Below are 20,858 nucleotides of genomic sequence, written 5' to 3'. Positions count from 1 at the left end.
GTCAGACAACGCCTACCCAAACAGCACCACGGGCCGCTCCAGACCGCACCACCACACTCACCCGTCCCGCCGCCGGCCTCGTCAGACCACGCCGCCCGCAACCGCCCAACCAGCCGCGCCAGCCCACGCCCACCACGCGCAACCGCCCCACCCGCGCCGCCTCAGACCACGGCCGCCGCCCGCAGCCGTTCCACCGCCGCGGCGTCGTGGCCCAGCTCCCGCAGGATCGTCTCCGTATGGCGCCCACTTCGGGCGCCGGCCCCATCCGCGGCTCGATCAGAGGCGGCAACAGCGCCTGCATCCCCCGGGGATCGACACCTCCACACCACCGGCCGAGCCACACCCACACCACCACGCGCAACCGTCCCGCGACCGGCCACGTCAGACCACGCCGCGCGCAACCGCGCCCCCAGCCACGTCAGCCCACGCCCACCACGCACAACCGCCCCACCATCTCCGTCAGACGACGCCCTCCGCCCGCAGCCGCTCCACCGTCGCGGCGTCGTGGCCCAGCTCCCGCAGGATCGACTCCGTCTGGGCGCCCACCTCGGGCACCGGCCCCATCCGCGGCTCGACACCGCCCATGATCACCGGCGGCAGCAACGCCTCCACCGTCCCGCCGGGGATCGGCACCTCACGCCACCGGTCGCGCTCCGCGAGTACCGGGTGCGCCAGGAACTCGTGCACCGAGTTCACCCCCGCGTTCGCCACGCCGATGCCGTCCAGCAGGGCCATGATCTTGTCGCTGTCCAGCTCGCGGAACCGCGCCGCCACGATCTCGTTCAGCTCGTCCCGGTGGGCCACCCGCGCGGAACCCGTCGCGAACCGCGGGTCGTCCACCAGTTCCGGCCGCTGCAGGAAGTGCGTGCACAGCGCGACCCACTCCGGCTCGTTCTGGATCGAGAACAGCACGTCCTTGCCATCGGCCGCGGTGTAGGCCCCGTAGGGCGCGATCGTCGCGTGCTGCGTGCCCACCCGCGGCGGCTGGGTGCCGCCGTAGCGCGTGTAGTAGGCCGGCTGTCCCATCCACTCGGACAGCGCGTCGAACAACGACACCTCCACCGGCTGCGCCCGGCCCGTCGTCGCCCGCGTGAACAGCGCCGTCAGGATGCCCGAGTAGGCGTACATGCCGCCCGCGATGTCCGCCACCGACACCCCCGCCCGCGCCGCGCCCTCCGGCGTGCCGGTCAGCGACACCAGCCCGGTCTGGCACTGGACGAGCAGGTCGTAGGCCTTGCGCTCGGCCCACGGCCCGTCGGTGCCGTACCCGCTGATCGTGCACGGGATCAGCGACGGGTACCGCGCGGCGAGCGTCGCCGGATCCAGGCCCATCCGCGCCGCGGCACCCGGCGCGAGGTTCTGCACGAACACGTCCGCCCCGTCGAGCAACCTCGCCAGCACGTCCCGGCCGCGTGGATCCTTCAGGTTGAGCGTCAGCGACTCCTTCGACCGGTTGAGCCAGACGAAGTAGCTCGACTGGCCGTGCACGGTCGTGTCGTAACGCCGCGCGAAGTCGCCGCCGCCGGGCCGCTCCACCTTGATCACCCGGGCACCGAGATCGGCGAGCTGACGCGTCGCGAACGGCGCCGCGACGGCCTGCTCCAGGCTGACGACGGTGATCCCGGCCAGCGGCAGGTTCACAACGCGCCCAGGTGGCCGTCACCGTCCGGCAGCGGGGTCAGCAACTGCACGTCCATCGGCTTGGCGAGCAGCCCGTCCAGCGCTTTGCCCAGCTCGGCGAGCGCCGCGCCCTTGCCGTGCGCGCCGAGCGCGGGTCCGGACGCCCACTTCTCCACCATGACGAACGTCGTCGGCGATTTGGCGTCGCGGTGCAGCGCGTAGCGTTCGCACCCCGGCTCGGCGTGCACCGCCCGGACCGCGGTCCGCAGCGCCTCCTCGACCTGGGTTTCCTTGCCCTCCGCGGCCTCCATGGTCGCGATCACGACAACTGCGTCCGTCTGGTTCATGCCGCCATACCACCGGATACCCGCCGCGACCGCAAGGTCGTCAACGCCCCGAAGGCTCCCGGCATTCGGACGGGTGCAGCGGCGTCCCGGCCACCGCGCAGTGGACCTTCACCGGGCTGACCGGCGCCGGCTTCGGGCGGCCGGGCACGAACGCGAACGCGATCAACGCCCCCGCGACCAGCAGCCCGGCGCACACCAGCATCGCCGTGCGGTAGGCGGGCGCCAGCGCCACGGGGTCGGTCAGGCTGCCCGTGCCGATGCCCGCGACCAGCGGCAACACCGCCACCGCGAGCAGCCCGGCGGTGCGCGCGATCGCGTTGTTCGTGCCGCTGGCCACCCCCGCGTACCGGTCGTCCAGCGCGCCCAGCGCGGTCGCCGTCAGCGGCGCGACCGTCAGGGACAACCCGAGTCCGAGCACCACGACCGCGGGCAGCACCTCGGTCAGGTACGACGGGCTCACCGAGATCCGGGACAGCAACACGAGCGCGACCGCGCACACGATCGGCCCGGCGGTCATCGGCAGCCGCGGTCCGATCCGCTGGCCCAGTGCTCCCGCCCGCGCGGACAGCACGAGCATCAACGCGGTCACCGGCAGCATCGCCGACCCCGCCGCGACCGGTGAGAACCCGCCGACGACCTGCAGGTTCAGCACCACCAGGAAGAACACGCCGCCCAGCGCCGCGTACACCGCGAAGGTCACCAGGTTCGCCGCGGTGAACGGCCGCGACGCGAACACGCCCAGCGGCAGCATCGGGTGCGGCGACCGCCGCTCGGTCACCACGAACGCGACGATCCCGGCGACCCCGACCGCCAGCGCCACCAGCACCGTCGGCGAGCCCGCGCCGAGCGCCGGCCAGGCCGTGAAGCCGTAGCTCAGCCCGGCCAGCCCGAGCGCGCCCATCGCCGCGCCGGTGACATCCAGCTGCCGCGCGGCCGCCGGGTTGCGGGTCTCCGGCACGTGCCTGATCGCGACCAGGGCGACGACCGCTGCGAGCGGCACGTTGATCAGGAACACCAGCCGCCAGCTCGCCACCTCGACCAGCCAGCCGCCGAGGAACGGACCGAGCGCCCCGGCGATCCCGCCCAGCCCGGACCACGCGCCGATCGCCTTCGCCCGGTCGTCGGGGTGGAACGACGCCTCCAGGATCGCCAGCGACCCGGGCGTGAGCAGCGCGCCGCCGACGCCCTGCAGCACCCGCGCGGCGACCAGGGTCCAGACGTCCGGCGCGAGCCCGCACAGCAGGGACGCGATCGCGAACCACGCCACGCCGAGCACGAAGATCCGGCGCCGCCCGAAGCGGTCGCCGAGGGAGCCGCCGAGCAGGATCAGGGCGGCGAGGCTGAGCGTGTAGCCGTTGACCGTCCACTGGAGACCGGCCGTGCTCGCCTCCAGGTCGCTGCCGATCGTCGGCAGCGCGATGTTCACGACCGTCGCGTCGAGGAAGGTCACGCCGGACCCGAGCACGGTCGCGAACAGGACCCAGCGCCCGGAGGCCTGTCCGTACCGGAGCGCGGGTTCCGCCATCGTCACGAGGACCGATCGTGACGGGCGGGCGCGGCCGGCGCAAGCCAATCGGCCGCCACCGCGTGACAGCCGCCGAACCCGTCCGCGCGCGCCACGATCCGGCCGCCCGCCACGCGCACCGCCACCTCGGTCGCGTCGCTGACCGCCGGCACGCCGGCCGCCGCCGCCAGCTCGGCCCGCGAGTCGAACACAACGCGCAGAGCCGGCCACCGAGACTCGGGAAACGCCTGCCGCAGGCCCGCCGCCACCTCGGTGATCACCAGGCGCGCGAGCGGTCCCAGCTCGGCCGGCTCGCCGGTGACCGCCACGACCGTCACGTCCGCCCCCGCCCGGACGGCCTCCTCGGCCGCGGCGAGCCGGTGCAGGCCGAGGACCGCGACGACGCCGTCGGCCGGGAGCCGGACCGTCTCCCCGCGCACCAGGTCAACGGCCTCCCCGGGCGACCACGGTTCGCCGGCGGGGCGCGGTTGCGGGGACACCTGCGGCGGCGCCCACCAGTCGTTGAGCGGCAGGGCGGCGAGCTGTTCGCAGGTGCTGACCACGTCGAACGGCTCGACGAACCCCGGCGCGGCGACGGTGAGCTGCCGCGCGCCGTGCAGGGTCGTCAGCACCGACCCCGCCCGGCGCACGTACCGCGCGGGCGGCGCGTCCGGGAGGGACTCCGGCGGGTCGAGCCGTTCCATCGCCAGCGCGAGCAGCAGCGCGCCCAGCTCCAGGAGCTGCGCGTACGGCAGTCGCACCCGCTCCTCGGCCATCACCTCGGACGGCAGGTCACGGCCCAGACCGGCGTCGCGCACCATCCAGTCCCGGGCGAACGCACCGATCGCGGACCGGGCGTCGGTGCCGGGCCTGCTGTGCGGGGCGGGCTCGGCGCGGGCGGCGAGGTCGGCCAGGACCGCGAAGTAGAGCGCCCGCTTGCCCGGGAAGTTCGAGTAGACCGCGCCGCGGGTCAGCTCCGCCCGCTCCGCGATCACGTCCACCTTGGCGTCGCGGAACCCCCGCTCGGCGAACTCCTGACGGGCCGCGACCAGCACTTTCGCGCGGTTGCGTTCCTGAGTTTCCGCCCTGGTCAGCCGCGCCACGACGCCTCCTCGTTGCCATCCGGACGGAGACCAAGATATCGTGCCCATTCAGATGACAGGAACATCTGATATCAACATTTGGAGCGCTGCGTGATCCCCGAGATCTCCCTGACCGACCCCGAGGTGCTGGCCGACCCGTTCGCCGCCTACGGCCGAGCCCGGGAACAGTCGCCGGTCGCCCGCGTGGGCGCGCCCGGCTTCGGCCCGGTGTGGGCCGCGACCCGTCACGAGACCGCCCGAGCCGTCCTGTCCGACCCGCACTTCGAGCTGAGCTCGAACAGCTACCAGCAGCCGGACGTGCCCGAGCACTGCCGCGCGTACCTGCGCACGATGTCCGAAGTGGAGGGTCCCGAGCACGCCCGGCTGCGACGCCTGGTCTCCCCCGCGTTCTCCGCCCGCCGGGCGCTGGACTTCCGGCCGCGCATCGAACCGCTCGTCGGACGCCTGTTCGACGACCTGCCCGCCGAGGCCGACCTGCTGCGGGACTTCGCCCGGCCGCTGCCGATGGACGTGATCTGCGAGCTGGTCGGCATCCCGGACGAGGACCGCCCGCGCTGGCGCGAGCACGGCATCGCGGTCGCGAACGGCTACGGCCCGGCGTTCGCCGCAGCGATCCCGGGCATCATGGCCGGCGCGCAGGCCGCCATCGCCCGCCGCCGGGCGGAGCCGGGTGACGACGTGCTCGCCGACCTGATCCGGGCCGAGGACCGGCTCAGCGACACCGAGATGGTCACGCTGGTGTGGCACCTGGTCCTGGCCGGCCAGACGCCGGCGAACCTGATCGCGAACGCCGTGGCCGCCCTGCTGGAGCACCCGGACCAGCTCGCGGTGCTGCGCGCCGACCCCGGGCTCATGCCGCGCGCGGTCGACGAGCTGATCCGCTGGTGCGGGCCGACCCTGATGACGATCCCGCGCTACGCCCACGAGGACGTCGAGCTGGAGGGCGTCCTCATCCGGGAGGGCGACGCGATCGTCGCGGCGGTCGCGGCGGCCAACCGGGATCCACGCGCCTTCACCGATCCCGACCGCTTCGACGTGACCCGCCCCGGCGGTGGCCACCTCGGCTTCGGACACGGACCGCACTTCTGCCTCGGCGCGGCGCTGGCGCGGGTGCAGACCGAGGTCGCGCTCACCGCGCTGCTGCGCCGGGAGTTCGAACCGGTCGAGGTCGAGCGGATGCCGGACCCGGGCACCTGGCGGCTGTCCAGCCTGGTCGTGCGATTTGGTTGACGCGTCATCTTCCGCTGGTTACCTTGGGAGGTATGGAACTCGGCATCTACAGCTTCGGTGACCGCCCGGCCGATCCGGTCACCGGCGAGCAGCTGTCCGTCTCGCGGGCGCTGGCCAACACGCTGGAGCGGATGAAGCTGGCCGACGAGCTGGGGCTGGGGTTCTACGGGCTCGGCGAGCACCACCTGGACTCGTACGCGATCTCCAACCCGGCCACGGTCCTCGCGGCCGCGGCGAGCGTGACCTCGAAGATCACGCTGTCGACCGCGGTGTCCGTGCTGAGCACCGAGGACCCGGTGCGGCTGTACCAGCAGTTCACGACGTTCGACCAGCTCAGCGGCGGCCGGGCGGAGCTGCTGGTGGGGCGCGGGTCGTTCATCGAGTCGTTCCCGTTGTACGGCGCGGACCTGGAGGACTACGACGCGCTGTTCGAGGAGAAGCTCGACCTGTTGCTGACGCTGGACCGGGAGGATCCGGTGACGTGGTCGGGCAAGTTCCGCGCGCCGTTGCGGGGTGCGCGAGTGCTGCCGCGGCCGTACGGCGAGCACCTGCGCATCTCGGTCGGCACGGGAGGCAACCAGGACTCCTCGATCCGCGCCGGCGCGCTCGGGCTGCCGGTCGTGTACGCGGTCATCGGCGGCCGCCCGGAGCGGTTCGCGCCGCTGGTGGAGCTGTACCGCCGGGCGAGCGAGGTGTCCGGCCACGCCCCGGCGACGCAGCACGTCACGATGAGCGCGATCGGACTGGTGGCGCGCCGGTCGCAGGACGCCAAGGAGACGTTCTACCCGTACTGGCTGGAAACCATGAAGTACGGCGCGCGGGCCCGCGGCTGGCCGATCCCGACCCGCGCGGAGTACGACGCCTACACCGCCGGGGCGACGTCGTTGTTCACCGGCAGCCCGAACGAGGTCGCGGACCGCCTGATCACCGTCGGAAAACTCGTGGGAGCCGACCGCTACGCGATGCAGATGGACTGGTCGGGAGTGCCGCAGAACCACGTGATGACGGCGATCGAACTGCTGGGCACCGAGGTACTACCCCAGCTCCAGGCGGAGTTCGGGGACTAACGCAGGACGCGCGCGGGGACGCCCACCACGGTGGTCTGCGCCGGAACGTGCTTGGTGACCACAGCGCCGGCACCGATCACCGCTTCCTCGCCGACGGTCACGTCCGGCAGGACGACGGCCCCCATGCCGATGGTGGTTCCGTCGCCGATGGTGCTCCGCGCGCCGACGACCGCGCGCGGGCTGATGGTGACGTGGGAGCCGACGACGGCTTCGTGGCAGACCAGCACGTTCGCATCGACCAGCACGTGCCGGTCGAGTTCCACGGCTTCCTGGACCTGCGCGGCGGGCATCACGACACCGCCCGGACCGATCGACACGCGCTTCTCCACCCGCGCCGTGGGATGGACGACCGTCGCCGGTTCCCTTCCCGCAGCGGTCGCGTACTCCTCGAGCTTGCGCCGCACGAGGAGGTTCGCGACGCCGATCACGTAGGCGGTGTCGAGGGTTTTGAGCACCTCGTCCCCGCCGAGAAGTGGGGTGCCGTTCCGCAGGCTGTGTTCGTCCGGTTCACCCGTGAGGCCTAGCAGCGTGATGTCGTCGATGTCGTCGACGACTCCCACGATCTGACGTGCCAGACCCCCCGCTCCCAGGATGACCAGGTTCTTCGACATACGGCGCGACTCTCCGGCGATTCCGTGGTTTCGGCTGGTGTTTACCGAGCCAACCGGTCCGCGCGCCGGCTGGTAAGCCCGCTGATTTTCACCGTGCCGTTCCGGCGCCTAAAGTGTCGCCAAAGCAGCCGATCTGGGGGTTTCGTGAACCTGCAACAGCACGACCAGTTCCACGTCCACCAGCGGGTCACCATGATGGTGAACCGCTACGAGGTCTTCGCCGACGACGGGAACGGCGGGCCCGGCCCGCTGGTCGCGTTCGTCGAGCAGAAGCGGATGACCTTTCGCGAGCAGGTCACCCTCTACGCGGACGAGAGCAAGCAGTACGTGCTCGCGGCGTTCCGCGCGCGCAAGGTGATCGACCTGGCCAGCGCCTACGACGTGACCACCGGCGAGGGGCAGTCGATCGGCGTGTTCGGCAAGCAGTTCGGCAAGTCGCTGCTGCGGTCCACCTGGCGGCTGGAGCAGCCCGGCCTGCCGCCGGTCGAGATCAGCGAACGCAGCATGGGCCTGGCGCTGTTCCGGCGGATCTGGGACTTCCTCCCGTGGGTCGGCGACATCCCGTTCCCGTGGAAGTACCACTTCGACTTCGTCCGGGACGGCCAGGCGGTCGGCAGCTTCGAGAAGAAGACCCGCTTCCGGGACCACTACCTGGTGCGCATCGCCGACCCGTCGCTGGACCGGCGCCTGGTGCTCGCGCAGGCCGTGGCTCTGGACGCGCTTCAGTCCCGCTGAGCCATCACGCCGCCGGGCCGTATCCGAGGACCTTCATCGAGGTCCCGGTCCGGTGGTTGGTGACCGCGAGGTCGACCCAGGTCGTGTTGTTGCCGCGGTTGCTCTCCACGAACACGCCCTGCGCGTCGGCCGTGGCGAAGAGCCGGTAGCGGCCGTCGTCGAGGCCGGTGATGTCGATGTACTGGTCGGGCAGGGTCCACGCGTAGCGGTCGCCCCAGCCGACGGACAGGCCCATCGTCACGACGAGCGAATCGCGCTTGCCGCAGCCGGCCTCCGGGTACACTTTGGACCTCGGCGAGCCCGGAATCGAGCGCCGGTAGGCATTCGTGTCGTAGAAGCAGAACCCGGCCTTCGCCGCGACGCCGACCGTGCCGCCGTCGTCGAGCCGGACGAGGTGGTAGGTCTCGAGATCGCGGACGTGCCAGTGGTCGTGACCGTCCCCGCCGTACACCAGCCCGGCGGGCACCGCGACCGGGGCGCGGGTGCCGTCCGCGCGCGGAATCTGCTGCTCGACGCGGAAGGGAGCGCCCAGCGCCGCCCGACGCGCCACGATTTCGAACGGCCCGCGCCCGACGTTGACGATCGTGGTCGAGAAGCGGAGCTGCCGCTGACCGGAGGTGGTGGTGGCGACCTTGAGATCGCTGAGCCGCGCCATGCCGAGGTCGGGACGCAGCTCCTCGGCGGCGGCGGCGTTCCCGGGCACGAGCGGAACCAGCACCGCCGCGACGACAACCAACGCGACCCGACGAAACACCCTGCCTCCGACCTCGACGACGACCCGCCCCCACGGACGGCCTGCCGACGATAGCGAGAGACCCCCCAACGGCGAATCCCTCGATCGACGGACACACCCCGGAAACCGGGAACAGCGCCGGTGTGGCCAACCGCCGGCTCCTGCTCCCCGCAATCGCCGCGGAGTCGGCTCCTTACTCGGGCTGGCGGCGGGTACCACTGTCGCCCTGGCTAAGCACTTGGACGTGGACGAAACGCGTACGCCGCTCTTGTGTTCGTTCTGATCCGCTTGCGTCGGTTTCGTCGCGCTGCTCGTGCGGGACGAGCGCCGTCTATGAGCTGCGTGCCGAGTTCCGGCGAGACGAGAAGGCCGTCCCGGCGCTCTTGGTGCTCGGAACCGGGATGCGACGTGGATCTCCGGGAGGCGCTCGCGCTGCCCGGCTTCGGCTGGTCACCAGGCACGGCTTCCGAAGCCCCGCAACTCTCCGCACCTGGAGGCTTCGAAAACCGTGGCGTCGATCATCGGCGGCGGAAGCAGGCGACCCGCCCCAGAAAGCACGAAACCCCCTGTGGCCAGGGGGCTCGTGGTCTTGCTGTCTCAACCAGACGCGCGCCCGAAGGGATTCGAACCCCTAACCTTCTGATCCGTAGTCAGATGCTCTATCCGTTGAGCTACGGGCGCTTGTTCAGTTTTCACTCTAGCACTCGGGGTCCGAGTGCCTTGCGGAGGCTCCGGGATTTGAACCCGGGAGGGGGGGTTACCCCCAACCGCATTAGCAGTGCGGCGCCATAGACCAGACTAGGCGAAGCCTCCCGGATCACGACCACTGCTGAGATAGCGTACACAGCCCCGAAACGCGCCCGCAAAGGACCCCCTCATCGCCGCAACAGGCGGCGCAACCTGGGGGAACGTCCGGCGAGTCCCTCGGCCTCGAAGACGGCCACCCCGACGCGCGGCAGCTCGCGCACACCCGGGTACACCAGGTACCTGGGCACCCACCGCGGCTGGAACTTCGCGTTGAACCGGTACAGCGTCTCGATCTGCACCCAGTGTGACATCCATCCCAGGAACTTCGCCGAGGCGCGCGCGACCGGGCCGGCCCCGATGCGCCTGCCCTGCTCCAGCAGCTTCCGGAACGCGGCGAAGTTCAGCGAGACGTACCTCACCCCGTACTCGCCGGCGGCCAGCAGCAGTTCGGAGATCATCAGCTCGTTGATGCCGTTGTCGGCGGCCCGGTCGCGGCGCATCACGTCCAGTGACAGCCCGTCCTCCCCCCACGGCACGAACTGCAGCAACCCCCGCACGACGCCGTCCTGCTCGGCCGTGACCAGCACCGAACCGGGGTCGCCCATCCGGCCCAGCGCCATCGAGAAACCACGCTCCGTGTCGCTCCCCCGCCACTTCGCGGCCAGCACCTCCAGCTCGGCCAGCTCGCCCTCGGCCAGGTCCTCCGACCGCCGCACCCGGACGCGGTACCCCGCCCGCTTGGTCTTGGCCACCGCCTGGCGCACCCCGCGCATCACGCGGCCGTCGAGGGTGAACGTGTCGGCGTCGACGACCGCCTCGTCGCCGATCTCCAGCACGTCCAGATCGAACCGCGCCCACGCGGTCGCGCCGAGCTCGGAGCACCCCATGGCCGCCGGGACCCAGCCGTGCCGCCGGCACACCGCCAGGAACTCCTCGATCGCGCCCGGCCAGGCCTCGTTGTCGCCGAGCGGGTCGGCCGACGCGATCGCCGCCCCGGCGATCACCCGGTACGTCACCGCCGCCTTGCCAGTCTTGGAGAAGACCACGAACTTGTCGTCCCGCAGCGCGAAGTACCCCAGCGAGTCGCGCGCGCCGTGCTTGTCCAGCAGCGCCTTCAGCCGGGCCTTCTCGTCCTCGCTCAAGCTCGGCGCCGGCTCGGCCGAACGCAGCAGGAAGTACGCCGCGAGCAGCACCGCGCCCAGCCCGAACAGCAGCCCGACCGTCGCGGTCAGGTCGTCCATCCACTCCACGTGGAACTCGGCCGGCCCGCTGACCCCGAACAGCGCCAGCGCGGCCTCGGCCATCCGGTCCGGGAACGACAGCGGCGCCATGAACCGCGCGGGGGCCACCGACAGCAACGCGACGTTGATCACGAACCCGGCCACCAGCAGCTGCAGGAACACCCGCAGCGCGACCCACTTCCCGGTCACCGGGTCCGGCAGCGCGACGAAGTGCCGCCGGTTCAGCACCAGGGTCACGGCCAGTGCGACGGCCACCACTCCGGCGCCGAAGACGTGCTGCATCCCGAGGTGCGACACGGCCAGCACGACGCTGGCGGCGAGCGCGAGCTGCCAGGCCCGGCGCTTGCGCCGCTTCAGCCCGGACGCGAGCATGATCAGCAGGACGCCGACGGCCAGCACGACGGCCGCCGCGGCCGTCGTCGCCTCCTGGGGCAGCCCGAGCCACACGGCGACGTGACCACGCATGCCGCGCCGCCCGGCGGGCAGGACGACCGAGATCACCGCCAGCAGCCCGACCAGCCTGGTCACCCAGGTGATCGCGAACACCGACGCGGCGCCCGTCACCCGCCACACCGCGGGCCGCTGCCCGGCCATCGTCCTCCCGGACACCCCTTGCCCCCTAACTCCCCCTCGCCATGTCGACGAACGGCTCCAGTGCCGCCGGGTTGGCGAGCGCGTCCCGGCTGACCGCCCGCTCCGGCGCCGTCCCGGTCAGGATCTTCTTGACCGGCACCTCGCACTTCTTACCGTTCAGCGTCCGCGGCACCTCCGCCACCTCGACGAACCGATCGGGTACGTGCCGCGGCGAGAGGCCGCGCCGCAGGTGCGCCCGCAGCTCGGGCTCGATGTCGATCAGCTTCGCGCCGGGTGCCATCACGACGAAACACAGCAGCTCACCGTCGGTATTCCCGGCTCGCGTGGTGTCGATGACGAGCGAGTCGGCGATCTCGTCGAAGCCCTCGACGATCCGGTAGAACTCGGCGGTGCCCATCCGCACGCCGCCGCGGTTGAGGGTCGAGTCGCTGCGGCCGTAGATCACCGCCGAGCCGCGGGGCGTGATCCGGATCCAGTCGCCGTGCCGCCAGACGCCCGGGTACATGTCGAAGTAGGCCTCGCGCAGCCGCGACCCGTCCTCGTCGTTCCAGAAGAACACCGGCATCGACGGCATCGGCTTGGTGACCACCAGCTCGCCGACCTCGTCGACGACCTCGCGGCCCGCCTCGTCGAACGCCGCGACCGCCGCCCCGAGCGCCCGGCAGGACAGCTCGCCCAGCCACACCGGCACGTCCGGCGCGGCCACGACGAACGCGGTGCACAGATCGGTGCCGCCGGACACCGAGCAGATCTGCACCGACCGGCCGACCTCGTCGGCGATCCAGCGGAACCCGTCGTCGCTCAGCGGCGCGCCGGTCGACCCCAGCGCGCGCAGCGCGGACAGGTCGACCGACGCGGCCGGCCGGATCCGGGCCTTGAGGCAGCTCTGGATGAACGGCGCGGACGTGCCGAAGTAGGTGATCCGTTCCTCGGCCGCCAGCCGCCACAGCGTGTTCAGGTCCGGGTGCCCGGGGCTGCCGTCGAACAGCACGATCGTCGAGCGCGCGAGCAGCCCGGCGAGCAGGAAGTTCCACATCATCCAGCCGGTGGTGGTGAACCAGAAGAACCGGTCGCCGGGGCCGAGGTCCATCTGCAGCACCGTCGCCTTGAGGTGCTCCAGCACGATCCCGCCGTGCCCCTGCACGATGCCCTTCGGCAGGCCGGTGGTGCCGGACGAGTACAGCACCCACAGCGGGTGGTCGAACGGGACCGGCTCGTAGGCCATCTCCGCGCCGGCGTGCTCGGCGAGCAGCGCGTCCCAGTCCAGGGCGTCGTCGACCGCGCCGCCGCCGGCGTAGTCGACCAGCACGGTCGCGGTCAGCGACGGGATCCGCGCGCGCAGGTCCCCGATCGTCGGCCGGACGTCGAAGGACCGTCCGTTGTAGACGTAGCCGTTGATCGCGATCAGGACCTTCGGCTCGATCTGGGTGAACCGGTCGCTGATCGCGCGCACCCCGAAGTCCGGCGAGCAGGACGACCAGATCGCGCCGAGGCTCGCGGTGGCCAGGAACGCGACGAGGGTCTGCGGGCAGTTCGGGGCGAGCGCGACCACGCGGTCCCCCCGGCCGACGCCGAGCGCGACCAGCGCCGACCGCGCCGCCGCCACCTGCTCGCGCAGCTCGCGGTAGGTGAGCCGGGCGGACCGGCCGTCCTCGCGGCGGAAGATCACCGCGAGGTCGTCGTCCGCGCCGGTCAGGGCGTGCTCGGTGTAGTTGAGGGTGCCGCCGGGGAACCACTGCGCGCCGGGCATGCGCGCGTCGCCGAGGACCGCGCTGGGCTCGGAGTGCCAGCGGATGCCGAGGAACTCCGCCGCCGCGCCCCAGAACTCCTCGGGCCGGTCGACGGAGAACCGCCACAACTGGTCGTAGTCGTCGAGGGACACGTCGCGCTCCGCGCGCAGCCAGTCGCGGAACGCCTGGATCCTGCTGGCGGCGACCCGGTCCGGGTCCGGGCGCCACAACACTTCCGGGGTGTCAGCAACGTCGGTCACCCCGGAAGCGTATTGGAAATTGCCGCAAATCGGCCTGCGCAGCGGTGCCGGTAGCGGTGCAAGCTGCTCGGGTGGTGAGGCGGCTCCGCCGTTTCGGAACGCATCTAGCGCAGGTGGGCGTCGAACCAGCTCAGCGTGCGCTGCCAGGCCTCGATCGCGGCCTGCGGGTCCGCGTCGAACCGGTGGTTGGCGCCGGGGTAGCGGACCACGTTGGTGGCCACCCGCGACTCGGCCGCCGCCTCACGCAGCTTCTCGACCTCGGCGGCGCTCAGCTCGTCACCGGCGTCGCCGTACAGGCCGAGCCACGGGCTGACCAGCTCACGGGCGATTTCGACCAGCCCCGGCTTCTCGGCCACGCTGTGCCCGCCCACGCTGACCGCGGCCCCCAGCTTGCGGTTCGCCGCGACCAGCAGCGCGGCCGTGCCGCCCAGGTCGAAGCCGACGACGCCGAGCAGATCGGCCTGCACACCGCGCTCGACCAGCCACGCCAGCGCGATGTCGGTGGCGGCCAGGACGCTGTCCGGCGTCGGCGTGTCCTCGATGTGCGGGGCGGCGGCCAGCCAGCCCTCCGCAGCCAGGCTCGAGATCAGCAGCCGCACCCCGTCGGTGATGCCGCCGACCTCGTGCAGCACCACGAGCCCGCCACGGACGACGTTCTCGGGTTCGGCGTGGGTCAGGTCGATGGCCCGGCCGTCGTTCCGCTCGTAGTGGGAGGTGTGCGTCTGCGTCATCGCACTACTCAACCATCCCGGGGTGAACGGGAGTCAACACCAATCGCGATCAAGTGTTCGGGATAACGTGGCAGCAGCGCGTTCGACCCGAAGGAGTGCCCGCCATGTCCGTGCGTACCCGTCCCGATCTCGGCTCGCTGCCCGCCTACGTCGCCGGGCGGACCGTGCCGGGTGCGATCAAGCTCGCGAGCAACGAGGTTCCCGGCGGTCCGCTGCCGAGCGTGCGGGACGCGATCGCCGAGGCCGCCGCGGACGTCAACCGCTACCCGGACATGGGCGTGACCGCGCTGGCGACCCGGCTGGCGCGCAAGTACGACTTCCCGGTGGAGCGGATCGCGGTCGGTTGCGGTTCGGTCGCGCTGTGCCAGCAGCTCACGCAGGCGCTGTGCGAGCCCGGGGACGAGGTCCTGTTCGCGTGGCGCTCGTTCGAGGCGTACCCGATCGTCACGCAGATCGCGGGCGCGACGTCGGTGAAGGTGCCGCTGGACGCCACGCACACGCACGACCTGGACGCGATGCTCGCCGCGATCACACCGAAGACGAAGCTGGTCTTCGTCTGCAACCCGAACAACCCGACCGGCACCGCGAACCGCCGCGAGGAGCTGGTGCGCTTCCTCGACCAGGTGCCGCCGCACGTGGTCGTGGCGCTGGACGAGGCCTACCGTGAGTTCGTCTCCGACCCGGACGTGCCGGACGGCATGGAGTTCGCGCGCACCCGCGACAACGTGGTGGTGCTGCGGACCTTCTCCAAGGCCTACGGACTGGCCGGGCTGCGCGTCGGCTACCTGGTCGGCCCGGCCGAGCTGGCCGAGGTGGTGCGCAAGGTCTACATCCCGTTCAGCGTGAACTCGCTGGCGCAGATCGCCGCCATGGCCTCGCTGGACGCCGAGGACGAGATGCGGGAGCGCTGCGCGGCGATCGTCACCGAGCGGCAGCGGGTCGCCGACGAGCTGCTCGCCCTGGGCTACGAGGTGCCCGAGACGCACGCCAACTTCGTGTGGCTGCCGCTGGGCGACAAGGCGCTGGAGTTCGCCGAGCACGCGCTGGCGAACAAGGTGGTCGTGCGGGCCTTCGCCGGCGACGGCGTGCGGATCACCGTGAGCACCCGCGAGGAGAACGACGCGTTCCTGCAGGCGGCGCGCGGCTTCAGCCGTTGACCACCAGCTGGACGATCGCGGCGATCCCGACCACGACGATCACGCCGCGCAGCACCGGCGCGGGCAGCCGGCGCCCGATCTTGGCGCCGAGCTGCCCGCCGAGGGTGGACCCGACGGCGAGCAGCGCGACGACCGGCCAGCTGACCGGGGCGATGAACGCGTAGACGATCCCGGCGACCACGTTGACCACGGCGGCGAGGACGTTCTTGATGCCGTTGAGCCGCTGCAGCGGATCGGTGAGCAGCATGCCCATGAACGCCATCAGCATGACGCCCTGCGCAGCGGTGAAGTAGCCGCCGTAGATGCCGACGAGGAAGATCAGGAACAGCACGAGCCCGCCGTGCCCGCCGCCGCCGTTGCCGGCCTCGCGGCGGCGCGCCACCCACGCCGAGACCCGCGGCTGGATGATCACCAGCACCACGGCGAGCCCGACCAGCACCGGCACGACCGTCTCGAACGCGTTGGGTGGCAAGGAAAGCAGCAGCACCGTGCCGCACACCGCGCCGAGCGCCGACGGCACCGCGTACCGCACGAGCCGCCTGCCCTGTCCGGTCAGCTCGTGCCGGTACCCGATCGCGCCGCTGATCGTGCCCGGCGCGAGCCCGATCGCGTTCGACGTCGTCGCGGTCACCGGCGAGTAGCCCAGCGCCACCAGCACCGGGAACGTGACGAGCGTGCCGGACCCGACGACCGTGTTGATCGTGCCGGCCCACACCCCCGCGAGGAACACGACCAGCGCCTCCCACCACTCCATGTCCCCATCAAACCGTGGCGTTTCGCGCCGCGGACCGACGGGTAAGAAGCGGGCATGGACACGACGACCTTGCGCCCGCTGGTGACCGCGACGGGTCCGTTCACGTCCGTGTACTTCGAGGACTCGCACGACACCGCGGACGCCGAGAAGCAGCTCGAGCTGAAGTGGCGCGAGCTGAAGGACGTGCTGACCGCCCAGCACGCCCCGGACGGCGCGGTGAGCGCGCTGGAGAGCGCGATCCTGGACGGTCCGCGCCCGACCGGCCGCAGCGGCCGCGCCCTGCTGGCCGCCGGCGAGCGGGTCCTGGTCGACGAGCACCTGCCGAGCCCGCCCGCGAGCACCATCGCCCGCGTGTCCGACCTGCCCTACCTGCTGCCGCTGGCGCGGTACGGCGAGCTGGCGCTGCCGCACGTGGTCGCCGAGGTGGACCAGGTGAGCGCCACCATCAAGGCCTACGACGAGCACGGCGACGAGATGGCCGTGGAGGAGGTCAGCGGCCGGGACCACCCGGTGCACAAGACGCGGGGCGGCGGTGAGGCTCATCACCGCATGCAGCACCGCGCCGAGGAGGTCCGGCACCACAACGTCACCGACATCGCCGCCGCGATCGCCCGTCTCGCCGAACGCACCCACGCCGAGCTGATCGTGGTGGCCGGCGAGGTGCAGGGCCGCACGGCCGTGATCGAAGAACTGCCCGAGGCCGCCAAGTCCATCGCGCGGGAGGCCACGCACTCCGACGTCGCCGACGAGCTGGCCGAGGCGGTCCGGCAGAGCCGGTTGACCGATGTCGTCGAGCGGTTCCGCGGCGCGTTGAACCAGCCGGACGGCCTTGCCGCGCAAGGGCTCGAAGCCGTGACCGCCGCGCTGCGCGAGGCCAATGTGGAGACTCTGCTCGTCGGTGATCCGGGCGAGGACGTGGTGTGCACGGGTCCGACCCCGGCGCAGATCGCGCTGGGTGAGGAAGAACTCAAGGCCTACGGCGCGACGGAGATCCACCGGTGCCGGGCCGACGAGGCGGTTCCCGCCGCGGCGATCGCCGTGGACGCGGACCTGGTGCACGTCGACGAGGAGCTCGTCGACGGGTTCGGCGCGATCTTGCGCCATCGGTGAGGAGAAGGTCATAACTGCAGCTACAGAATGCTTCCGGACGGTAACCGTACCGAGCGAACTTCCCTCGTTCGAGGCATGATGGTTCCGAAGCAACACTCGAACGACGGTGAGGTGAACGTGACGGACTGGGAGCCACCGTCCTTGCGCGCGCAGAACGAGATCGAACTCTGGCTCGGTGCCGACCTGGCGCACCTGCCGATCGTCCGGTCGGTGGTGGCGACGCTCGCCACCCGCGCCGACTTCGACCTGGACTCGATCGCGGACCTGCGGCTGGCCGTGGACGAAGCGTGCTCGACGCTGATCACCCGGGCACTGCCGGGCTCCACCATGCGCTGCCGCTTCGTCGTGGAGAACGACGAACTGCGGTTCCAGGGCACGGTGTTGTCGGACAGCGACAGCGCGCCGAGCACCAAGTCGTTCGGCTGGCGGGTCCTGAGCACGCTCACGGACTCCGTCGACACGCACGTCAAGTCGAACGGCCAGGGCCACCAGGTGGACATCGAACTCGCCAAGCGACGCATCGCCGTCGACGTCCCAGGGGCAGGCGCGTGACCGGTTCCCGGACGGAGCCGACAAAACCCACCGCGTCGAACGAATACGGCCACCTGGCCCCGCTGTTCGACGAGCTGGCGGAACTGTCGGCCGATGACCCCCGCCGCGCCGAGCTGCGCGACGAGCTCGTCACCGGGCACCTGCCGCTGGCCGAGCACATCGCGCAGCGGTTCTCCGGGCGCGGGGTGGCGAAGGAGGACCTGGTCCAGGTCGCCACGGTCGGGTTGATAAACGCGGTGGACCGGTTCGACGCCAGCCGCGGCTCGGACTTCCTGTCCTTCGCCGTGCCCACGGTGATGGGTGAGGTGCGCCGTCACTTCCGGGACACGGGCTGGCTGGTGCGGGTGCCGCGCCGGCTCAAGGAGCTGCACCTGTCGATCTCGGCGGCGAGCACCGAGCTCGCGCAGCGGCTGGGTCGCGCGCCCACGCCGAGCGAGATCGCGAGCCACCTCGGCGTCAGCCAGGACGAGGTCTACGAGGGCCTGGAAGCGGGCAACGCCTACCACTCGATGTCGCTGGACGAGGTGCTGTCCGGGGACACCGAGAACCTCGCGCTCGGCGACACGCTGGGTGAGGAGGACGCCGGGCTGGAGGGTGTGGAGAACCACGAGGCGCTGCTGCCGCTGATCCAGGAGCTGCCCGAACGGGAACGCAAGATCCTCGGCCTGCGGTTCGTGCACAACATGACGCAGACCCAGATCGCGGAGCGGATCGGCGTGTCGCAGATGCACGTGTCCCGGCTGCTCGCCCGCACCCTGCAGCGGCTGCGCGACGGCCTCACCGAGCCGGAGGGAGAGGCCTGACCAGCGGTTTTGCGGAGCGCTTCGCAGGGTAACCGGCGATCATGGCAGATCCCGGGTGGCGCGCGCCGATGCTGGCGACGCTGACCCAGCAGCCGTTCTCGCGGGAGAACTGGCTGTTCGAGCGCAAGCTGGACGGGGTCCGGGCGATTTGCTCGCGCGACGGCGGCGCGCCGGTGCTGTGGTCGCGCAACCACAACGACATCAGCGCCGGATACCCGGAGCTCGGGGAGGCGCTCGCGGACGCGGGCGCCTCCTCGTTCGTCGCCGACGGTGAGATCGTCGCGTTCGACGGCAACCGGACCAGCTTCGCGCGGCTGCAGCAGCGCATCCACCTGACCGAGCGGCGGCGCATCGAGGCCACCGGCGTCGCGGTGTACCTGTACCTGTTCGACCTGCTGGCCTTCGACGGCCACGACGTGACCGGGTTGCCGCTGCGGCAGCGCAAGCAGTTGCTGCGCAAGGCGTTCGACTGGGGTGGGCCGCTGCGGTACGCCACTCATCGCAACGGCACGGGCGAGGAGTACTTCGCCTACGCGTGCGCGCACGGCTGGGAGGGCGTGATCGCCAAGCGGGCGGACGCGCCGTACCGGTCCGGGCGGACGACCGACTGGTTGAAGTTCAAGTGCGTGCAGGAGCAGGAGTTCGTCGTCGGCGGGTTCAGCGCGCCGGGCGGGGCGACGACCGGGTTCGGCGCGCTGCTCGTCGGCTACTACGACCACGGCCGGTTGCGGTACGCGGGCAAGGTCGGCGCCGGTTACCCGGAGGCCACGCTGCGTGAGCTGACCGGGACGCTCACCGGGCTGGAGCGCCGCCGGTCGCCGTTCGACGAGCCGGTGCCGGAGCGCGGGCCGCGCTGGGTCGAGCCGTCGGTGGTGGTGCAGGTGCGGTTTTCGGAGTGGACCGGGGACGGGAAGCTGCGGCATCCTCGGTTCACCGGGGTGCGTGACGACAAGCCGGCCGCCGAAGTCGTCCGGGAGGCGTGATGGCGCGAGCGATCTGGAGCGGTGCGATCAACTTCGGCCTGGTCACGGTGCCGGTCGAGCTGTACTCCGCGACCGAGGACCACACCGTGCACTTCCGGCAGTTCGAGCGGGGCACGTCGGACCGGATCCGGTACAAGCGCGTGAACGAGCGGACCGGCGAGGAGGTGGCCTACGAGAACATCGTGAAGGGCTACGACCTCGGCGACGGCGACTACGTGCTGGTCGAGCAGGACGAGCTGGACCAGATCGCGCCCGGCCGGTCGCGGTCGATCGACATCGAGTCGTTCGTGGACCTCGGTGACATCGACCCGTTGTACTTCCAGAAGAGCTACTGGCTGGCGCCGACGAAGGAGGAGTTCGGGCGCGCCTACGGGCTGCTGCTGCAGGCCATGGCGGAGACGAACAAGGCCGGCATCGCGCGGTTCGTGATGCGGGGCAAGGAGTACATGGCGGCGGTGCGCGCCGGGGACGGTGTGCTGGTGCTGGACACGTTGCTGTTCGCCGAGGACGTGCGGGACCCGGCGAAGGAGCTGAAGAAGCTGCCGGAGAAGGCGGCGCCGCGGGGGCGCGAACTGGAGATGGCGATCGCGCTGGTGGACTCGATGGCGGACGAGTGGCGGCCGGAGGCGTACCACGACCAGTACACCGAGCGGGTGCTGAAGCTGATCGACGACAAGAAGGCCGGGCGCACGGTGAGCGTCGAGGAGGAGCCTTCGGAGCCGACCAAGGTGGTCGACCTGTTCGAAGCCCTGTCCCGCAGCGTCGAGCGCCGCAAGAGCAGCGCACCGTCCACGAAGGGCGGTTCGGGGTCCGGGGCGTCGGCGAAGAAGCCCTCCCGCAAGGCGGAGCCGGACCTGTCGGAGCTGAGCAAGGCGGAGCTGGACCAGATGGCCCGAGAGCTGGACATCAAGGGCCGGTCGAAACTCAAGCGAGCCGAACTGGAAACAGCAGTGCGCGAGGCCCGGCCGGGGAAGTCTCGCAAGCGCGCCTCCTGACCGGTGGCCGGGCTGGTCTCCTGCGGCCCACCCACGATCAGTGGACCCGGGCCCGCGCCCGAGCACGGGCTTCCCGTCCGAGGACCACCGGCGCTCACGCCAAGGATCACCGGCAGTCGCACCAAGGGTGCCCGGCATCCGCGCCAAGGATCACCGGAACTCGCACCGCACTCCGCGCCACCCAGCAGCCCCCTCACGTCCATTGCCACCCCCATCCTCCGGCGCGACCGCCGCCCGGCGTCCCGCCGCGC

The 20,858-nt window shown here is 71.6% G+C and carries 19 protein-coding genes and 2 tRNA genes; 9 read left to right on the top strand and 12 right to left on the bottom strand.

Annotated elements, in window-relative coordinates:
• Positions 1-459: 459 nt before the first annotated feature.
• Genes D0D15_RS30980 through D0D15_RS30965 form a run of 4 tightly spaced genes read right to left on the bottom strand, consistent with a single transcriptional unit; the run spans position 460 to position 4,574 of the window.
• On the bottom strand, positions 460-1,641 hold the full coding sequence (locus tag D0D15_RS30980; RefSeq protein WP_094003617.1) for a CaiB/BaiF CoA transferase family protein: 1,182 nt from the start codon (positions 1,639-1,641) through the stop codon (positions 460-462).
• Positions 1,638-1,967: a putative quinol monooxygenase gene (locus tag D0D15_RS30975; RefSeq protein ID WP_094003616.1), complete on the bottom strand. Its 330-nt coding sequence runs from the start codon at positions 1,965-1,967 to the stop codon at positions 1,638-1,640. Before D0D15_RS30975 ends, D0D15_RS30980 begins: the two co-directional genes overlap by 4 nt.
• A 40-nt stretch (positions 1,968-2,007) precedes the next feature.
• On the bottom strand, positions 2,008-3,492 hold the full coding sequence (locus D0D15_RS30970) for an MFS transporter (RefSeq protein WP_233157070.1): 1,485 nt from the start codon (positions 3,490-3,492) through the stop codon (positions 2,008-2,010).
• Between the two features lie 2 nt (positions 3,493-3,494).
• Positions 3,495-4,574 (bottom strand): TetR/AcrR family transcriptional regulator, encoded by a 1,080-nt coding sequence (locus D0D15_RS30965; RefSeq protein ID WP_115944959.1) that lies wholly within the window; start codon positions 4,572-4,574, stop codon positions 3,495-3,497.
• Between the two features lie 90 nt (positions 4,575-4,664).
• Between D0D15_RS30965 and D0D15_RS30960 the strand changes: the two genes are divergently transcribed.
• Both D0D15_RS30960 and D0D15_RS30955 read left to right on the top strand, forming a co-directional pair.
• Entirely contained in the window at positions 4,665-5,804 is a 1,140-nt protein-coding gene (locus tag D0D15_RS30960) for a cytochrome P450 (protein ID WP_094003613.1), read from the top strand.
• Between the two features lie 32 nt (positions 5,805-5,836).
• Positions 5,837-6,871, top strand: a complete 1,035-nt coding sequence (locus tag D0D15_RS30955) for an LLM class flavin-dependent oxidoreductase (protein WP_094003612.1) — start codon at positions 5,837-5,839, stop codon at positions 6,869-6,871.
• Here the strand turns inward: D0D15_RS30955 and D0D15_RS30950 are convergent.
• A complete protein-coding gene (locus tag D0D15_RS30950; protein WP_094003611.1) occupies positions 6,868-7,482 on the bottom strand; it encodes an acetyltransferase in 615 nt (204 codons plus the stop codon). The two genes, D0D15_RS30955 and D0D15_RS30950, sit on opposite strands and share 4 nt — an antisense overlap.
• A gap of 144 nt (positions 7,483-7,626) precedes the next feature.
• On the opposite strand from D0D15_RS30950, the gene D0D15_RS30945 reads away from it, so the two are divergent.
• Positions 7,627-8,217 (top strand): LURP-one-related family protein, encoded by a 591-nt coding sequence (locus D0D15_RS30945; protein WP_233157065.1) that lies wholly within the window; start codon positions 7,627-7,629, stop codon positions 8,215-8,217.
• Positions 8,218-8,221: 4 nt separating this feature from the next.
• Here D0D15_RS30945 and D0D15_RS30940 read toward each other — a convergent pair whose 3' ends face one another.
• From D0D15_RS30940 to D0D15_RS30915, 6 genes are all read right to left on the bottom strand, one after another.
• Positions 8,222-8,935 (bottom strand): lysyl oxidase family protein, encoded by a 714-nt coding sequence (locus D0D15_RS30940; RefSeq protein WP_233157064.1) that lies wholly within the window; start codon positions 8,933-8,935, stop codon positions 8,222-8,224.
• A gap of 623 nt (positions 8,936-9,558) precedes the next feature.
• A tRNA-Arg gene (locus tag D0D15_RS30935) sits at positions 9,559-9,631 on the bottom strand.
• Between the two features lie 42 nt (positions 9,632-9,673).
• Positions 9,674-9,763, bottom strand: a tRNA-Ser gene (locus tag D0D15_RS30930).
• 62 nt (positions 9,764-9,825) lie between these two features.
• The gene (locus D0D15_RS30925; protein WP_115944958.1) at positions 9,826-11,532 is read right to left on the bottom strand and encodes a phosphatidylglycerol lysyltransferase domain-containing protein; all 1,707 of its coding nucleotides are present in this window, start codon (positions 11,530-11,532) and stop codon (positions 9,826-9,828) included.
• 25 nt (positions 11,533-11,557) lie between these two features.
• Positions 11,558-13,522, bottom strand: a complete 1,965-nt coding sequence (locus D0D15_RS30920) for an acetoacetate--CoA ligase (RefSeq protein WP_094003608.1) — start codon at positions 13,520-13,522, stop codon at positions 11,558-11,560.
• Between the two features lie 104 nt (positions 13,523-13,626).
• Positions 13,627-14,253 (bottom strand): dienelactone hydrolase family protein, encoded by a 627-nt coding sequence (locus tag D0D15_RS30915; RefSeq protein ID WP_094003607.1) that lies wholly within the window; start codon positions 14,251-14,253, stop codon positions 13,627-13,629.
• 104 nt (positions 14,254-14,357) lie between these two features.
• On the opposite strand from D0D15_RS30915, the gene hisC reads away from it, so the two are divergent.
• Complete coding sequence (gene hisC, locus D0D15_RS30910) at positions 14,358-15,410, top strand: histidinol-phosphate transaminase (RefSeq protein ID WP_094003606.1); 1,053 nt, start codon at positions 14,358-14,360, stop codon at positions 15,408-15,410.
• Here the strand turns inward: hisC and D0D15_RS30905 are convergent.
• A complete protein-coding gene (locus tag D0D15_RS30905; protein WP_094003605.1) occupies positions 15,400-16,164 on the bottom strand; it encodes a sulfite exporter TauE/SafE family protein in 765 nt (254 codons plus the stop codon). The two genes, hisC and D0D15_RS30905, sit on opposite strands and share 11 nt — an antisense overlap.
• A gap of 54 nt (positions 16,165-16,218) precedes the next feature.
• On the opposite strand from D0D15_RS30905, the gene D0D15_RS30900 reads away from it, so the two are divergent.
• The 5 genes from D0D15_RS30900 to ku all read left to right on the top strand — a co-directional run bounded on the left by D0D15_RS30900 (position 16,219) and on the right by ku (position 20,607).
• A complete protein-coding gene (locus D0D15_RS30900; protein WP_094003604.1) occupies positions 16,219-17,274 on the top strand; it encodes an Rv2629 family ribosome hibernation factor in 1,056 nt (351 codons plus the stop codon).
• Between the two features lie 117 nt (positions 17,275-17,391).
• Positions 17,392-17,826 (top strand): ATP-binding protein, encoded by a 435-nt coding sequence (locus D0D15_RS30895; protein ID WP_094003634.1) that lies wholly within the window; start codon positions 17,392-17,394, stop codon positions 17,824-17,826.
• Positions 17,823-18,629 (top strand): SigB/SigF/SigG family RNA polymerase sigma factor, encoded by an 807-nt coding sequence (locus tag D0D15_RS30890; protein WP_094003603.1) that lies wholly within the window; start codon positions 17,823-17,825, stop codon positions 18,627-18,629. Before D0D15_RS30895 ends, D0D15_RS30890 begins: the two co-directional genes overlap by 4 nt.
• A 41-nt stretch (positions 18,630-18,670) precedes the next feature.
• Positions 18,671-19,612 (top strand): non-homologous end-joining DNA ligase, encoded by a 942-nt coding sequence (gene ligD / locus D0D15_RS30885; protein ID WP_162830695.1) that lies wholly within the window; start codon positions 18,671-18,673, stop codon positions 19,610-19,612.
• On the top strand, positions 19,612-20,607 hold the full coding sequence (ku, locus tag D0D15_RS30880) for a non-homologous end joining protein Ku (RefSeq protein ID WP_094003601.1): 996 nt from the start codon (positions 19,612-19,614) through the stop codon (positions 20,605-20,607). Before ligD ends, ku begins: the two co-directional genes overlap by 1 nt.
• Positions 20,608-20,858: the final 251 nt, after the last annotated feature.

It is taken from the genome of Amycolatopsis thermalba (assembly GCF_003385215.1).
In the GTDB taxonomy this organism is placed as follows: Bacteria; Actinomycetota; Actinomycetes; order Mycobacteriales; family Pseudonocardiaceae; genus Amycolatopsis_E; species Amycolatopsis_E thermalba.
This window is presented reverse-complemented; position numbering and strand designations above follow the sequence as displayed.

Bases quoted from the DNA above. Each gene is read 5' to 3' on its own strand.
- D0D15_RS30975 (WP_094003616.1), bottom strand. From the start codon at position 1,967: ATGAACCAGACGGACGCAGTTGTCGTGATCGCGACCATGGAGGCCGCG.
- D0D15_RS30970 (WP_233157070.1), bottom strand. From the start codon at position 3,492: ATGGCGGAACCCGCGCTCCGGTACGGACAGGCCTCCGGGCGCTGGGTC.
- D0D15_RS30955 (WP_094003612.1), top strand. From the start codon at position 5,837: ATGGAACTCGGCATCTACAGCTTCGGTGACCGCCCGGCCGATCCGGTC.
- D0D15_RS30950 (WP_094003611.1), bottom strand. From the start codon at position 7,482: ATGTCGAAGAACCTGGTCATCCTGGGAGCGGGGGGTCTGGCACGTCAG.
- D0D15_RS30925 (WP_115944958.1), bottom strand. From the start codon at position 11,532: ATGGCCGGGCAGCGGCCCGCGGTGTGGCGGGTGACGGGCGCCGCGTCG.
- D0D15_RS30915 (WP_094003607.1), bottom strand. From the start codon at position 14,253: ATGACGCAGACGCACACCTCCCACTACGAGCGGAACGACGGCCGGGCC.
- hisC (WP_094003606.1), top strand. From the start codon at position 14,358: ATGTCCGTGCGTACCCGTCCCGATCTCGGCTCGCTGCCCGCCTACGTC.
- D0D15_RS30905 (WP_094003605.1), bottom strand. From the start codon at position 16,164: ATGGAGTGGTGGGAGGCGCTGGTCGTGTTCCTCGCGGGGGTGTGGGCC.
- D0D15_RS30900 (WP_094003604.1), top strand. From the start codon at position 16,219: ATGGACACGACGACCTTGCGCCCGCTGGTGACCGCGACGGGTCCGTTC.
- ligD (WP_162830695.1), top strand. From the start codon at position 18,671: ATGGCAGATCCCGGGTGGCGCGCGCCGATGCTGGCGACGCTGACCCAG.
- ku (WP_094003601.1), top strand. From the start codon at position 19,612: ATGGCGCGAGCGATCTGGAGCGGTGCGATCAACTTCGGCCTGGTCACG.